This is a genomic window from Leptospirales bacterium (assembly GCA_019694655.1).
Classification (GTDB): Bacteria; Spirochaetota; Leptospiria; order Leptospirales; family Leptonemataceae; genus SSF53.
This window is the reverse complement of record JAIBBN010000001.1, coordinates 67,370-81,232: the sequence shown is the minus strand read 5'-3', so window position 1 is coordinate 81,232 and position 13,863 is coordinate 67,370. Positions and strand designations below refer to the sequence as shown.

The window sequence follows — 13,863 nt, the reverse complement described above, 5'->3', positions numbered from 1 at the left end:
CTATTTCTTCTTCTTGCGTCCGCTGGAGGCCTTTTGCGTAGCCTTACCCTGTGCACGCTCTTGAGTGACAGTGAGGATCCGCGCGACGTTGCGCTTCAAGCGACCAACGCGCGCCGGGTTGGGCAGCGACCGAGCGACAGCAAAATTGAAACGAAGCTCCATCAATTCGCGCCGCGAATCGACCAGCTGCTTCTTCAGTTCTTCGTCACTCATTTCGTGGAAGGGGCTGCCCATAGTCAATGTCCGTCTGTATCCTTGCTCTAGATGACTTCTTTCTTAACAAAGCTTGTGCGCAGCGGCAACTTGTGCGCTGCGAGTTCCAGCGCTTCGCGCGCCGCCGCTTCGTCAATGCCGCTCATTTCAAACAGCACCCGACCAGGATGGATTCGCGCCACCCAGAATTCCGGAGCGCCCTTGCCCGAACCCATGCGCGTTTCGGCCGGCTTTTTGGTGACCGGATAATCAGGGAAAATCCGAATCCACATCTTACCGCCGCGCTTTACGCGACGGGTCATGGCGCGACGCGCAGCCTCGATCTGACGAGCGCTGAGATTGCCGCCGGTCATTGCCTTCAGACCGTATTCGCCGAAGGCCACGGTGCTGCCGCGGTGGGCCTTACCCTTCATACGGCCGCGTTGCCGTTTTCTATATTTTACTCGCTTTGGCGCCAGCATGACTGCTTATCCTTCTTATCGCTTTGCGACTCAGCCCGTTCGACGGCGAACTGCGTACTGATCCTCTTCTTCTTTCTCAACCCCTGGCAGCAGGTCGCCGTGGTAGGTCCACACTTTCACCCCGATCATGCCGTAGGTAGTCTTGGCTTCGCTATGAGCATATTCTACACGACCGCGCAGCGTATGTAGCGGAACTCGTCCATCTTTGTATTGCTCGGCGCGGGCCATATCGGCGCCGTTCAAGCGTCCGGAAACGCCAATCTTTACGCCGTCCACGCCGCCGCGCATTGCGCCGCGAAGCGCCTGCTTCATAACCCGGCGGAAGGGCATCCGCTGCTCCAGCTGCTGTGCAATCGTATCAGCAATTACCTGCGCGACGGTTTCTGGCTTCTTGACTTCGACAATGCCTACAGCGATCGGCTTCTGGACGCGCCTTTTCAGCTCGGACTTCAGCTGCTCGATGCTTGCTCCTTTCTGCCCGATGATCATACCGGGACGCACAGTGTGAATGCTTACATTGATTTTTTCCGGGAAGCGCTCGACAACAATGCGTACAATGCCCGCGCGCTTGAAGCGCTTCTGGATCAAGCGCCGCAGCATCAGATCCTCATGCAGGTTCTTGCGGTATTCCTCTTTGGAGAACCAAACCGAATCCCAGCTTCGGGTAATGCCAACTCGCAGACCAACTGGATTTACTTTTTGTCCCATCTAAGATTCCTCGCGCCTTACTTGTCGCCAAGCACCACAGTGATGTGACTGGTGCGCTTCAGTATGCGCACCCCGCGCCCTTTGGCGCGCGCCCGCCAGCGCTTCATCACCGGTCCGCCGTCGATATAGAGCTTCTTCACAAATAGCTGATCATCGCGCACCGCATCGCTCTGCACACTGGCGTTAGCTCGCGCCGATTTCAGCGCCTTTTCCAGCATGCGCGCGCCCTTCCGCGGAATGAAGCGCAGGATGTCGACAGCCTCAGGGTATGAAAAGCCGCGTATTTCGTCCGCTACCAGGCGGACCTTTCGCGGACTGATCATCAGAAAGCGCGATACAGCCTTGCTTTCCATTATTTCTTCACCTTCTTGTCCTGCGAGGTATGACCGCGAAAGGTCCTGGTCGGCGAAAATTCGCCAAGCTTATGACCCACCATATTCTCGTTGATATAAACAGGAATGAACTTTGCCCCGTTGTGCACCAGCACGGTGTGACCGATCATTTCCGGAAAAATAGTGGAACGACGCGACCAGCTTTTGAAGGGCTTGCGGTTGTTCTCATTGTTCATCTTCGTGATGCGAGCCATCAGATGCTCTGCCACGTAGGGTCCTTTTTTCAATGAACGGGCCATATGCTTCTACTTCTCAGGTGTTGCTCAACGTCCGATGCGCTTATTCACGCGGCGTTGAATGATAAAATTGTTCGATGGTTTATTCTTTTTGCGCGTTTTGTAGCCGCGGGTCGGCTGGCCCCAGGGCGTAACCGGATGACGGCCGCCAGAGGTCTTGCCCTCGCCGCCGCCCAGCGGGTGATCCACAGGGTTCATGGCGACGCCGCGCACGTGCGGCCGCCGTCCCAGCCAGCGCTTACGTCCGGCCTTACCAAGGCTCACCAGGTTGTGTTCGCGATTGCCGACTTCGCCAACCGTCGCCCGGCAGCGGCAATGTACGCGTCGTGTTTCCCCGGAGGGCATCTTGAGAATACTGTAGTCGCCATCGCGGCCGGCAATCGTGGCGAAGGATCCCGCAGAGCGAGCAATCTGCCCGCCTCGCCCTGGCTGCATTTCGATATTGTGCACAGAAGAACCGACCGGGATTTTCTCCAGCGGCAGCGCATTACCTGGACGAATCGGCGCATCGTCAGCCGAAAGCACGGTTTGGCCGCGTTGCAGTCCATCCGGCGCCAGGATATAACGCTGGTCGCCATCGGCATACTTGATCAGCGCAATATTGGCGGAGCGGTTGGGATCATATTCCAGGGTATCCACAACGCCGGCGACGCCGATCTTGTTGCGCTTGAAGTCGATCTTCCGATAAAGGCGCTTGTGTCGACCGCCACGCCACCAGATAGTGATGCGGCCTGCGCTGTTACGGCCTGCGCCGTAGTTCAGACTTTCGACCAGCTGCTTGTTTGGTCGAACCTTGTCCAGACCGCTAAAGTCCAGAACAGTCTTGTAGCGCAGCGTCGGTGTATGCGGTTTAAATTTCTTTACGGCCATTCTTCGTCCGCCCTCAGGCGCCCTTCACAAGTTCGATCGATTGACCCGGCGCCAGAGTCACAATTGCCTTCTTCCACTTCGGAAGCTTGATGCGATCAGCCCGGAAGCGCTTCTTTTTGCCCGGCACGACCATCGTATTGATGCGCACGGCCTTCACCTTGAACAGATGGTGCAGCGCCTGCCGAATCAATTCCTTGTTGGCCGAAGGATGAACGCGAAAGACATAGCGATGCACGTCTTTGCGCGGCTCCTTTTGGCCCTCCGCTTTTTCAGTGATCAGCGGAGCGATGATTACCTGGTGCAGATCCATCAGGCCGCCCTCCCGCTGCCGCTCTTGCCAAGCGTCTCACTCAAGATACGCAAAGCGCTCTGCGTAATGACCACTGCTCCGGAATACAGAATTTCGGGCGCATTCAAGCGCGAGGCATGGATCAAGTGCAGATTGCCAATGTTCCGGGCCGAGGCGCGAAGCTTCGCATCATCGCTGCCGACGATCCACGCAACGGAAGGTTCTTTGACGAGGCCCATAGCCTTAAACACTTCGGCTACTGCGCGAGTGCTGTAGCCTTCGACTTGAACATCTTCCAGTACGCTGATCGCGCCGCTTTCAGCTTTCTTACTGAGCACGCCACGCAAGCCGGCCTGGCGTATTTGCTGCGGCACTTCCATACGATAACTACGCGGTTGCGGCCCGTGCACGATACCGCCGCCGCGCCATTGCGGAGCGCGCGTCGATCCCTGGCGCGCGTTGCCTGTGCCCTTCTGGCGCCAGGGCTTCTTGCCGCCGCCGGACACTTCGTCGCGGACTTTGATCTTGTGCGTTCCCTGACGGCGGTTGGCCAGCTCCGCGCGCACCACGGCATGAATGGCCGCCGGGCTTACCTTTGCGCCAAAGACGGCTTCTGGCAACTCGGCCTGCCCCTTGAGTTTTCCGCTACGATCGTACTGATTCACTTTCATGATCAAAGCGCCTCGATCTGCACTATTGCGCTGCGCGGTCCCGGCACTGCACCTTTGATCAGGATCAGGTTTTCGACAGCGTCGACCAGAACCACCTGCAGATTGCGAACCGTGACATTGGCCACGCCCATATGGCCGCCCATGCGCTTGCCTTTGAATACTCGACCCGGATAGGTATGCGCTCCCAGCGATCCCGGCGCGCGATGAAAGCCGGAGCCGTGCGTGGCCCGACCGCCGCCAAAGCCATAGCGCTTGACCGGCCCTTGAAAACCCTTGCCTTTGCTGACGCCGATGACACGCACGCGATCGCCTGGCGCAAACACATCAGCGCGGAGTTCCTGGCCAAGCTGATAGTCGCCGGCATCGCGAAACTCGCGGAGAATGCGCAGCGGATTCTCCGCTCCCTTCTGATGACCCCGTTCAGCCTTGCTGACGCGACGGGCGAGGGATGGAGCGAAACCGAGCTGAATCGCCTCGTAGCCCTCCTTTTCCGCCGACTTGACCTGCAGCACGCGGCAGGGACCGGCGCGCAGAACGGTAACCGGCAAAGAATTGCCAGCCTCGTCGAAGACGCGAGTCATCCCCAGTTTTTGCGCTATGATTCCCTTAGCCATGATCGTCGACCGCGTTCCCTATGCCTTCCAGATCAGCTCTTAATATCGACGCTGACGCCAGCCGGCAGCTGCAGCTTCATCAGCGCATCCACCGTGTCTGGATTTGTATTCATAATATCAATCAAGCGCTTGTGCGTTCTCACTTCGAACTGCTCGCGTGATTTTACGTTAACATGCACCGAGCGGAGCACCGTGAAGCGCTCCACCCGCGTTGGAAGCGGAATCGGCCCGGAGATTTCAGCGCCGGTTTTCTTGGCCGTCGCTACAATTTCAGCGGCGGACCGATCGATCAAACGGTGATCGAATGCCTTCAATTTTACTCGAATTCTCTGGGCCATATCTCTTCTTCTAAAAGTCCGGCCGGCGCCGCAGCGCCGGCCATCGGTCTTACTGAACTACCTCAGCCACAACTCCAGAGCCCACCGTTCGCCCGCCTTCACGGATTGCGAATTTCAGACCCTTATCCATAGCGATCGGCGTAATCAGCTCGACCTCAATGGAGATGTTGTCGCCCGGCATCACCATCTCGGTGCCGCCCGGCAGCTTGATCGTTCCCGTAACGTCGGTCGTCCGAAAGTAGAACTGCGGACGGTAGTTATTGAAAAAGGGAGTGTGGCGTCCGCCTTCGTCCTTGGTCAGAACGTAGACCTCAGCCTTGAACTTGTTGTGCGGTTTGATTGATCCCGGCTTGGCCAGAACCTGACCGCGCTGGATATCCTCTTTCTTAACGCCGCGCAGCAACGCGCCGATGTTGTCTCCAGCCTGCGCATAATCGAGCAGCTTGCGGAACATCTCGATTCCGGTGATAACCGTCTTGGTCGTATCCTTGATGCCTACAATTTCAACTTCATCGTTGATGTTCAGCTTGCCCTGCTCCACGCGACCGGTGGCCACGGTGCCGCGACCGGTAATGGAGAACACGTCTTCCACCGGCATCAGGAAGTCCTTATCAATGGCGCGCTTGGGCTCGGGAACATAGCTGTCCAGGGTTTCCATCAGCTTGAGCACTGCGCCCTCGCCAATTTCGGACTTGTCGCCTTCCAGCGCCTTCAGCCCGGAACCCATGACAAAGGGAGTTTCCGCCGGATAGCCATACTTAACCAGCAGGTCCTTCACCTCCTCTTTTACGAGTTCGACCATTTCTTCGCGCTCGCCCTCGTTGATCATGTCGACTTTGTTCAGGAAGACCACAACGTAAGGGACGCCTACCTGACGGGCCAGCAGGATGTGCTCGCGCGTCTGCGGCATGGCGCCATCGACCGCAGAACAAACCAGAATGGCCGCATCCATCTGCGCGGCGCCGGTGATCATGTTCTTCACATAGTCAGCATGGCCCGGGCAGTCTACGTGCGCATAGTGCCGATTGTCGGTCTCGTATTCCTGGTGCGAGGTGGCGATGGTAATACCGCGTTCGCGCTCTTCGGGAGCGTTATCAATCTCGTCGTATTTGACGGCCTTGTTCTTACCGCCTTTGGTGCTTGCCAGTACAGTAGTAATGGCTGCCGTCAGCGTTGTCTTGCCGTGGTCAACGTGGCCGATGGTGCCTACGTTTACGTGCGGTTTACTGCGTTCAAATTTTTCCTTACTCATCTCCCAGCTCCTCGGGTCCCTCTAGCTCGGTTGGTTCGTGTTCGTTTCAAAAAAGATCGAAGATTTTACCACTCCCAGAAAAAGGGCCATCCGGTAAAGCGATTTACCCTGCGGCCCGCCCGAGAGCGTCGAATCCCCTTGTTCAGACGGCCGCCTTGGCAACCACCTCATTGGCAATACTTGCCGGAACTTCCTCATAGTGCTTGAACTGCATCGTGTAGGCGGCCCGACCCTGGGTAAAGCTGCGCAGGTCCGTGGCGTAGCCAAACATCTCTGCCAGCGGCACCTCGGCGCGAACGGCGCGGGCATTTCCACGCTGCTCCATGGAGCCAATGCGGCCGCGACGACGGTTCAGGTCGCCCACCACATCGCCCATGTAGTCTTCGGGGGTCACAACTTCTACATCCATCACCGGTTCCAGCAACACCGGCTTAGCGCGCTTACAGCCGTCCTTGAAGGCCATAGAGCCGGCGATCTTGAAGGCCATTTCGTTGGAGTCGACATCATGGTAGGAGCCATCATAGACTTCCACTTTGATATCCACCACGGGGTAGCCGGCCATCACGCCGTTGTTCAGCGATTCCTGAATTCCTTTGTCGATGGCCGGAATGTATTCCTTGGGCACCACGCCGCCCACAATGCCATTCTTGAACTCGTAGCCCTTGCCCGCTTCGTTCGGCTCGATGCGCAGCCAGCAGTGACCATACTGGCCGCGACCGCCGGTTTGTTTGATGTACTTGCCTTCCGATTCTACCTTCTGGCGAATCGTTTCGCGATAGGCCACCTGCGGTTTGCCGACGTTTGCCTCAACCTTGAACTCGCGCTTGAGACGATCGACAATGATCTCCAGGTGCAGCTCGCCCATGCCGGAAATGATCGTCTGACCGGTTTCGTGGTCAGTCTTGACGCGGAAAGTCGGATCTTCTTCGGCCAGACGCATCAGCGCCGTGCCCAGTTTTTCCTGATCGGCCTTGGTCAACGGCTCGATAGCCAGGTCGATGACCGGATTGGGAAATTGCATGCTCTCCAGAATGACGGGATGCGCCTCATCACACAGCGTATCGCCAGTGATGGTTTCCTTGAGTCCAACGGAGGCGGCAATGTCGCCGGCAAATACCTCTTCGATCTCTTCACGATCGTTGGCGTGCATCTGCAGCAGGCGACCGATGCGCTCTTTCTTGCCCTTGGTGGCATTGAGCACGTAGGAGCCCTTCTTCAGGCTACCTGAATAGACGCGGAAGTAAGTCAGCTTGCCCACATAGGGGTCGCTCATGATCTTGAAGGCCAGAGCGGAGAACGGCGCCTTGTCGTCGGCGTGGCGCAGTTCTTCGACTTCCAGATCGTCGACCTTGTGACCCTTGATGGCCGGAATATCCAACGGCCCCGGCAGAAAGTCGAGCACGCCATCCAGCAGCGGCTGCACGCCCTTGTTCTTGAAGGCCGATCCACAGAAGACCGGAAAGATCTTCATCGTGAGCACGCCCTTGCGAATTGCGCTTTTCAATTCGTCAACGGTCAGCTCGCCGGTCTCCAGATATTTTTCCAGCAAGGCGTCGTCGCACTCAGCAGCGGCATCGAGCAGCTTGGTGCGGTATTCCTCGGCCTGCGCTTTCAGATCATCGGGGATGGGCTTGTATTCAAATTTTGCACCCAGCTCCTCGCCGCCCCAGACGATGGAACGGTTTTCGACCAGATCGACAACGCCTATGAATCCGGACTCGCGACCAATCGGCAGCTGAACGGCAATGCCATTGGCGCCCAGACGCTCGCGAATAGAGTTCAGGCAGAAAAAGAAGTCCGCTCCGGTGCGGTCCAATTTGTTCACAAAGCAGATGCGCGGCACCCCGTAGCGGTCCGCCTGGCGCCATACCGTTTCAGTCTGCGGTTCTACGCCAGCGACGCCGTCATACACAGCCACCGCGCCATCCAGCACGCGCAACGACCGCTCCACTTCCACGGTAAAGTCGACGTGGCCAGGGGTATCGATGATGTTAATGCGATGCTGTTCGCGGTCTTTGTCGCCGCCATTCCAGAAGGTAGTAGTCGCGGCAGAGGTGATGGTAATGCCGCGCTCCTTCTCCTGCTCCATCCAGTCCATCTCGGTGGCGCCCTCATGCACCTCCCCGATCTTATAGGTCTTTCCGGTATAGTACAGAATGCGCTCGGTGGTGGTGGTCTTGCCGGCGTCGATGTGCGCCATGATCCCGATATTCCGGGTGCGCTCCAATGGAATCTTGCGACTCATCTGTGAATTCCTGCTCCTCGGATCTTACCAGCGATAATGACTGAAGGCGCGGTTAGCCTCAGCCATGCGACGTGTATCGTCGCGCTTCTTGATTGCGCCGCCCTGATTTTTGGAGGCGTCGATCAGTTCGTTAGCCAGACGGGCCGCCATGCTGTGCTCCTTACGTTCGCGAGCGTAACCCACCAGCCAGCGGATGGCTAAGGCGCGCATGCGGGCTGGCCGAACCTCAACGGGCACCTGGTAGGTGACGCCGCCGACGCGACGAGAGCGAACTTCCAGCTGTGGAGCTACATTTTCCATTGCCTGACGGAAGACTTCCAGGCCCTCGTTTCCGGTCTTTTCTTTGATCGTGTCGAGCGCGCCATAGAACAGACTCTCAGCCACCGACTTCTTGCCGCTGTGCATCATATAGTTGATAAAACTGGACACAGTGGTGTCGCCATAACGGGCATCCGGCATCACCGGACGACGATTGATTGCTCCGCTTCTACGTGACATCTACAGACCTCAAGCCTTTGGCCGCTTGGCGCCATACTTTGATCGCCCCTGGCGCTTCTTCTCTACGCCCTGGGTATCGAGCGCGCCGCGCACGATGTGGTAACGAACGCCAGGCAAGTCCTTCACACGACCGCCGCGCACCAGCACCACGTTGTGCTCTTGCAGGTTGTGCGTCTCGCCGGGGATATAGGCGGTTACTTCAATGCCCGTAGTCAAACGCACGCGCGCGACCTTGCGCAGCGCCGAGTTTGGTTTTTTCGGCGTGAAAGTCATCACGCGCGTGCAAACGCCGCGCCGCTGCGGACAGGCCATCAGCGCCGGCGACTTGGTTTTGGTACGCGATTGTTCGCGTCCGTGGCGGATCAACTGGCTGATCGTAGGCAACTTCTTGCTCCTCTTTACTTCCCTTGGCTGCACACCCCGCGTGCAAGCCTGACCGGAAACGCCGCAGCGTTCAAAAATGGCTGAGCGCTGCGGCAATATGTCAGCCGGGACCCGAAAAACGGGCCGGTGAACAAGTTGCCCTTGCGGGCGCTTCAGCCAAACAACTGGATCGGGCAGCCAACCTATCGCCCCATCCTGTGGGAGACGGTTTTGGCAACCGGGGCCCGCATAACGAGCCATCCAATAGACCGGTGCTGAGACCACTTCCCGCAAGTGCCCTGTACGATCAAGGCAAAACGGCTGCGTCGCAATGCAGGACGAATCGCTCCAGACTTATGTCGCATAATCGGCTGAAGCGAAGTTTGGATAACCGCGACGCAAAAGAAAACCCGGCCGCGATTGCCGGCCGGGTTTCCGCTGCAAGTGATCGCGATTGCTCAATCTTCCATGGAAACGGGCTCAGCCGGTTTGTTGAAGAGCTCGCGCGCGGCCTCCTCCAGACGCTCGCGTTCGCTGCGCTGGATATCGCCGTACTTCTCTTTGTAGATGCCGATGGCGCGATAGTACTTCAGACCGGTGCCGGCCGGTATCAAGTGACCGATGATCACGTTTTCCTTAAGTCCAAGCAAGGGGTCCTTTTTGCCCTTGATGGCCGCATCGGTCAGGACCTTGGTCGTCTCCTGGAAGGAGGCCGCCGAGATGAAGGACTCGGTATTCAAGGATGCCCGGGTTATGCCCAGCAGTACCTGGCGTCCCTGCGCCGGAACGCCGCCTTCGCTCTCCACACGCTCGTTTTCGTCGGCAAAGACAAAGCGATCGACCTGCTGATGCGCTACGAAGCTGGTATCGCCCGGATCGGTGACTTCCGTTTTGCGCAGCATCTGGCGGACAATAATTTCGATGTGCTTCTCGTTGATGTAAACGCCCTGCAGACGGTAGACCTCTTGAATCTCAGAGATCAGGAATTCGTGCAGCGCCGCCAGGCCCTGCACCCGGAGGATATCGTGCGGATCAAGAGCGCCTTCGTCCAGCTGGTCGCCCTGCTTTACGTAGTCGCCGTGGCGAACGCGCAGCCGCTTGGTTACCGGGATTGCGGCGCGTACGCGCTCCTCCTCGGCCGTTTCCGGAACGATGTAGATGATCTTCTTCTCTTTGACCACCTCATTGTGGTCTTCGATTCGTCCGTCGCTTTCGGCCAGCGTTGATGCATCTTTGGGACGACGCGCTTCGAAAAGCTCCTCCACGCGCGGCAGACCGCCAGTGATATCGCGAGTTTTTTCCGCCGCCGTCGAAATCTTCAGCAATACATCGCCGGCTGACACCTTCTGGCCTTCGCTGACGGTCAGAATCGAGTTCAAGGGAAGATGGTACTCGCGATCGCCAACAAAGACGCGCGGCGCCAGCTTCTCGCGCTTGTATTCGAAGATGCGCAGAGCGCCCTCTTCGTCCTTGCGCAGGTTCTTGCCCTCGTGCACGTCCTGCAAGCGTACCGTGCCTGCGTTTTCCGCAACCACCACATCATTGTAGGGATCGAAGGTGGCCATCGTATCGCCGCGTTTGACAAAAGCGCCTTCGCTGATTTGCAGTACAGCGCCCGCCTTTACCGGGACGACAGCCTGCTCTTCGCGGATCAGGAAGGTGTTGTCGCGAATTTCGACCACTCCGGCCGCCTGTGCGGTCAGCGCGCCTTCCTTGCCATCGTAGCCGCCGGCAATGATCTCGCCGGCCACGACCGACTGGCCGTTTTGCACGCGAATGTTCATCAACTTATTGGCTTCCAGCAGCTGATTTACGCGGCTGGCGACGATATTGCCGCGCGAGGTAAAAATGATATCGCCTTTGGGCGAGTTCACACGCTGTCCGCTGATCTGCTGAACAATGGCGTCGTAGGGCAGGCGCACCGAACTTTCCTTTACCTGTACGTTAGTGGCAACGCCGCCAACGTGGAAGGTGCGCATGGTCAGCTGTGTTCCGGGCTGGCCAATCGATTGCGCGGCAATGATGCCGGCGGCCTCGCCCATCTCTACCGGCTTCAAGCGCGCCAGGTCCATTCCATAGCAACGCGCACAGATGCCATAGCGCGTCTCGCAAGTGAGCGCCGAGCGAATCTTAACGCGCTCCACGCCGATGCCGTTGATGCGCAGCACCAGCTCTTTATCGATCATTGCTCCGCGCGGGATCACCTCTTCGTTGGAGACCGGGTCCATCACAGCCTCTGCCAGCACACGGCCAAAGACGCGATCGCCCAGAGTAATGATGGTCTTATCGCCCTCGCGTACCGCGGTCATGACCACGCCCTCTTCGGTGCCGCAGTCGCCTTCGGTGATGATCATGTCCTGGCTGATGTCCACCAGACGACGGGTCAGGTAGCCAGCGTCGGCAGTTTTCAGCGCTGTGTCGGCCAGACCTTTGCGGGCGCCGTGAGTGGAGATAAAGAACTCCAGCACGCCCAGTCCTTCGCGGAAGTTGGAGCGAATGGCCAGTTCGATGATTTCACCCGAAGGGCGGGCCATCAGGCCGCGCATTCCGGCCAGCTGACGAATCTGTTGCTTTGAACCGCGGGCGCCAGAAACCGCCATGGTGTAGATGGGATTGAACCCGCGCTGATCTTTTTCTAGTTCAGCGAACATCGATTCGGTAATCGCTTCGTTAGTGCGCGTCCAGATCTCAATGACCTTCTTGGCGCGCTCGTCATTGGTGATGACGCCATTCTTGTGCGCCTTCTGGGCATCGCCCACCTCGCGGTTGGCCTGCTCGATCAGGTCTTTCTTCTTGGGGCTGACTTTGATGTCACTGATGGCAATGGAGGGCGCGAAGCGCGTGGCATAGCGAAAGCCAAGCTCCTTCATTTTATCGAGCATCTCGACCGTAGCGCCGCTGCCAAATTTGTCGTAGCATTCGGCGATGATGCGGTTCATCTCCTTCTCAGTCACCGAATGGTTCACGAAAGCGTGGCCTTCGGGAAGGATATTATTGAAGAGCATGCGACCGGCGGTTGCTTGAATCAATTTGCCATCGCGCAGTACGCTGATCCGGGCCCGCAAGCCCAGCGATCCGCTGTCGACTGCGTAGCGAATTTCGTCGAGATCGGAGAAGCTTTTGCCCTCGCCAATGTCGCCCTCCAGCTGCGAGCTCAGAATGTAGATGCCCAGCACCATATCCTGCGTTGGTCCAACGATTGGCGCGCCGTTGGCGGGATTGAGCAGGTTGTGCGGGGACAGCATCAGCATCCACGCTTCCAGCTGCGCCTTGGGCGAAAGCGGCACATGGATCGCCATCTGGTCGCCGTCAAAGTCGGCGTTGAAGGCGTGGCAAACCAGGGGGTGCAGTTTAATGGCTTTGCCCTCTACCAGCACCGGCAGGAAGGCCTGGATGCCCAGACGGTGCAGAGTGGGAGCGCGGTTGAGCAATACGGGATGCTCCTTGATTACCTCGTCCAGCGCTTCAAAGACTTCTTTCTCTTCGGCCTCTACCTTCTTCTTGGCCGACTTGATGTTCGGCGCCAGTTCGAGGTCGACCAGGCGCTTCATGATAAAAGGCTTGAAGAGTTCCAGGGCCATCTTCTTGGGCAGGCCCATCTGATGCAGCTTCAGGTCGGGTCCGATTACGATGACGGAGCGGCCGGAATAGTCAACGCGCTTGCCCAGCAAATTCTGACGGAAGCGGCCAGTCTTGCCCTTCAGCATATCTGAAAGCGATTTCAGCGGGCGGTTGCCCTTGCCCTTGACGGAGCGTTTGCGGCGACTGTTATCGAAGAGCGCATCGACAGCTTCCTGCAGCATGCGCTTTTCGTTGCGCACGATGATCTCCGGCGCCTTCAGAGCCAGCAATCGCTTCAGGCGATTGTTGCGATTGATTACGCGACGATAGAGGTCGTTCAGGTCGGAGGTGGCAAAGCGTCCGCCCTCCAGCTGCACCATCGGCCGCAGTTCGGGCGGAATCACCGGAATCGTATCCAGCATCATCCAGTCAGGACGGTTGCCGGATTCCTTGAGCGCCTCGAGCACTTCCAGTCGCTTCAGCAGACGACGGTCGGAAATACGCTGCTTGTCCTGGATGCGGGCGCGGATTTCGCGGATCTCGCCTTCCACGTCAATGCGGCTGAGCAGTTCTTTGACGGCATCGCCGCCAATCATCGATACAAATTTGTCGCCGTATTCATCCAGAAACTCGTGGTATTCCTCTTCATCGATCAGCTCGCCCTTCTCACGACCGGAATCGGCTGGCTCGATGATGACATATTTCTCGAAATAGAGAATGCTCTTCAGCTGATTGATGGTCAGATTGAGCAGCAGGCCCATACGGCTGGGCACGCTGCGGTAGTACCAAATATGCGCTACCGGGCTGGCCAATTCCACGTGGCCCATACGCTCGCGTCGGACCTTGCTGTGCGTTACTTCCACGCCGCAACGGTCGCAGATCACGCCCTTGTAGCGGATCGACTTGAACTTTCCGCAGTAGCACTCCCAATCCTTGGTCGTTCCAAAAATACGCTCACAGAAGAGTCCATCGCGTTCCGGACGCAAGGTCCGGTAGTTGATGGTTTCCGGCTTCTTTACCTCGCCAAAGCTCCAGTCGCGAATGCGATCGGGCGAGGCCAGCATGATGCCGATGGAATCGAAGTCGGTGGCAGTCCGTGTGGTCATGGTTCCTTCCGTTTGTCGTTCCTGTGCGCCTGAACTCTGACGGCGC

At 58.0% G+C, this 13,863-nt stretch carries 15 protein-coding genes; all 15 read right to left on the bottom strand.

The window, feature by feature from the left end; translation table 11 throughout:
• Positions 1 to 213, bottom strand: coding sequence for a 50S ribosomal protein L29 (gene rpmC, locus K1X75_00390; protein MBX7056489.1), 213 nt, complete (start codon positions 211 to 213; stop codon positions 1 to 3).
• Positions 214 to 260: 47 nt separating this feature from the next.
• Positions 261 to 674 carry a 50S ribosomal protein L16 gene (gene rplP, locus K1X75_00385; protein MBX7056488.1) on the bottom strand — a complete coding sequence of 138 codons (414 nt, stop codon included), beginning with the start codon at positions 672 to 674 and terminating at the stop codon, positions 261 to 263.
• Between the two features lie 30 nt (positions 675 to 704).
• On the bottom strand, positions 705 to 1,382 hold the full coding sequence (gene rpsC, locus K1X75_00380) for a 30S ribosomal protein S3 (protein ID MBX7056487.1): 678 nt from the start codon (positions 1,380 to 1,382) through the stop codon (positions 705 to 707).
• Between the two features lie 17 nt (positions 1,383 to 1,399).
• The gene (gene rplV, locus K1X75_00375; GenBank protein MBX7056486.1) at positions 1,400 to 1,735 is read right to left on the bottom strand and encodes a 50S ribosomal protein L22; all 336 of its coding nucleotides are present in this window, start codon (positions 1,733 to 1,735) and stop codon (positions 1,400 to 1,402) included.
• Positions 1,735 to 2,013 carry a 30S ribosomal protein S19 gene (rpsS, locus tag K1X75_00370; GenBank protein ID MBX7056485.1) on the bottom strand — a complete coding sequence of 93 codons (279 nt, stop codon included), beginning with the start codon at positions 2,011 to 2,013 and terminating at the stop codon, positions 1,735 to 1,737. Before rpsS ends, rplV begins: the two co-directional genes overlap by 1 nt.
• Positions 2,014 to 2,037: 24 nt before the next feature.
• A complete protein-coding gene (gene rplB, locus K1X75_00365; GenBank protein MBX7056484.1) occupies positions 2,038 to 2,880 on the bottom strand; it encodes a 50S ribosomal protein L2 in 843 nt (280 codons plus the stop codon).
• 13 nt (positions 2,881 to 2,893) lie between these two features.
• Positions 2,894 to 3,190, bottom strand: a complete 297-nt coding sequence (rplW, locus tag K1X75_00360; protein ID MBX7056483.1) for a 50S ribosomal protein L23 — start codon at positions 3,188 to 3,190, stop codon at positions 2,894 to 2,896.
• Entirely contained in the window at positions 3,190 to 3,840 is a 651-nt protein-coding gene (gene rplD / locus K1X75_00355) for a 50S ribosomal protein L4 (protein MBX7056482.1), read from the bottom strand. The genes rplW and rplD overlap by 1 nt, the downstream gene beginning before the upstream one ends.
• 2 nt (positions 3,841 to 3,842) lie before the next feature.
• Positions 3,843 to 4,454 (bottom strand): 50S ribosomal protein L3, encoded by a 612-nt coding sequence (gene rplC, locus K1X75_00350; GenBank protein MBX7056481.1) that lies wholly within the window; start codon positions 4,452 to 4,454, stop codon positions 3,843 to 3,845.
• Positions 4,455 to 4,486: 32 nt separating this feature from the next.
• The gene (gene rpsJ / locus K1X75_00345) at positions 4,487 to 4,792 is read right to left on the bottom strand and encodes a 30S ribosomal protein S10 (protein ID MBX7056480.1); all 306 of its coding nucleotides are present in this window, start codon (positions 4,790 to 4,792) and stop codon (positions 4,487 to 4,489) included.
• 49 nt (positions 4,793 to 4,841) lie between these two features.
• A complete protein-coding gene (gene tuf / locus K1X75_00340; protein ID MBX7056479.1) occupies positions 4,842 to 6,044 on the bottom strand; it encodes an elongation factor Tu in 1,203 nt (400 codons plus the stop codon).
• Between the two features lie 142 nt (positions 6,045 to 6,186).
• Positions 6,187 to 8,289: an elongation factor G gene (gene fusA, locus K1X75_00335; GenBank protein ID MBX7056478.1), complete on the bottom strand. Its 2,103-nt coding sequence runs from the start codon at positions 8,287 to 8,289 to the stop codon at positions 6,187 to 6,189.
• 24 nt (positions 8,290 to 8,313) lie between these two features.
• Positions 8,314 to 8,787: a 30S ribosomal protein S7 gene (gene rpsG, locus K1X75_00330; protein ID MBX7056477.1), complete on the bottom strand. Its 474-nt coding sequence runs from the start codon at positions 8,785 to 8,787 to the stop codon at positions 8,314 to 8,316.
• Positions 8,788 to 8,796: 9 nt separating this feature from the next.
• Positions 8,797 to 9,171 (bottom strand): 30S ribosomal protein S12, encoded by a 375-nt coding sequence (gene rpsL / locus K1X75_00325; GenBank protein MBX7056476.1) that lies wholly within the window; start codon positions 9,169 to 9,171, stop codon positions 8,797 to 8,799.
• A 437-nt stretch (positions 9,172 to 9,608) separates the two neighbouring features.
• On the bottom strand, positions 9,609 to 13,817 hold the full coding sequence (gene rpoC / locus K1X75_00320) for a DNA-directed RNA polymerase subunit beta' (GenBank protein ID MBX7056475.1): 4,209 nt from the start codon (positions 13,815 to 13,817) through the stop codon (positions 9,609 to 9,611).
• Positions 13,818 to 13,863: the final 46 nt, after the last annotated feature.

Excerpts from the sequence above, each read along its gene's own strand:
- rpsG (MBX7056477.1), bottom strand. The coding sequence starts at position 8,787 with ATGTCACGTAGAAGCGGAGCAATCAATCGTCGTCCGGTGATGCCGGAT.
- rpoC (MBX7056475.1), bottom strand. The coding sequence starts at position 13,817 with ATGACCACACGGACTGCCACCGACTTCGATTCCATCGGCATCATGCTG.
- fusA (MBX7056478.1), bottom strand. The coding sequence starts at position 8,289 with ATGAGTCGCAAGATTCCATTGGAGCGCACCCGGAATATCGGGATCATG.
- rplB (MBX7056484.1), bottom strand. The coding sequence starts at position 2,880 with ATGGCCGTAAAGAAATTTAAACCGCATACACCGACGCTGCGCTACAAG.
- rplC (MBX7056481.1), bottom strand. The coding sequence starts at position 4,454 with ATGGCTAAGGGAATCATAGCGCAAAAACTGGGGATGACTCGCGTCTTC.
- rplD (MBX7056482.1), bottom strand. The coding sequence starts at position 3,840 with ATGAAAGTGAATCAGTACGATCGTAGCGGAAAACTCAAGGGGCAGGCC.
- rpsC (MBX7056487.1), bottom strand. The coding sequence starts at position 1,382 with ATGGGACAAAAAGTAAATCCAGTTGGTCTGCGAGTTGGCATTACCCGA.
- rpmC (MBX7056489.1), bottom strand. The coding sequence starts at position 213 with ATGAGTGACGAAGAACTGAAGAAGCAGCTGGTCGATTCGCGGCGCGAA.
- rplW (MBX7056483.1), bottom strand. The coding sequence starts at position 3,190 with ATGGATCTGCACCAGGTAATCATCGCTCCGCTGATCACTGAAAAAGCG.
- tuf (MBX7056479.1), bottom strand. The coding sequence starts at position 6,044 with ATGAGTAAGGAAAAATTTGAACGCAGTAAACCGCACGTAAACGTAGGC.
- rplP (MBX7056488.1), bottom strand. The coding sequence starts at position 674 with ATGCTGGCGCCAAAGCGAGTAAAATATAGAAAACGGCAACGCGGCCGT.
- rpsJ (MBX7056480.1), bottom strand. The coding sequence starts at position 4,792 with ATGGCCCAGAGAATTCGAGTAAAATTGAAGGCATTCGATCACCGTTTG.
- rpsS (MBX7056485.1), bottom strand. The coding sequence starts at position 2,013 with ATGGCCCGTTCATTGAAAAAAGGACCCTACGTGGCAGAGCATCTGATG.
- rplV (MBX7056486.1), bottom strand. The coding sequence starts at position 1,735 with ATGGAAAGCAAGGCTGTATCGCGCTTTCTGATGATCAGTCCGCGAAAG.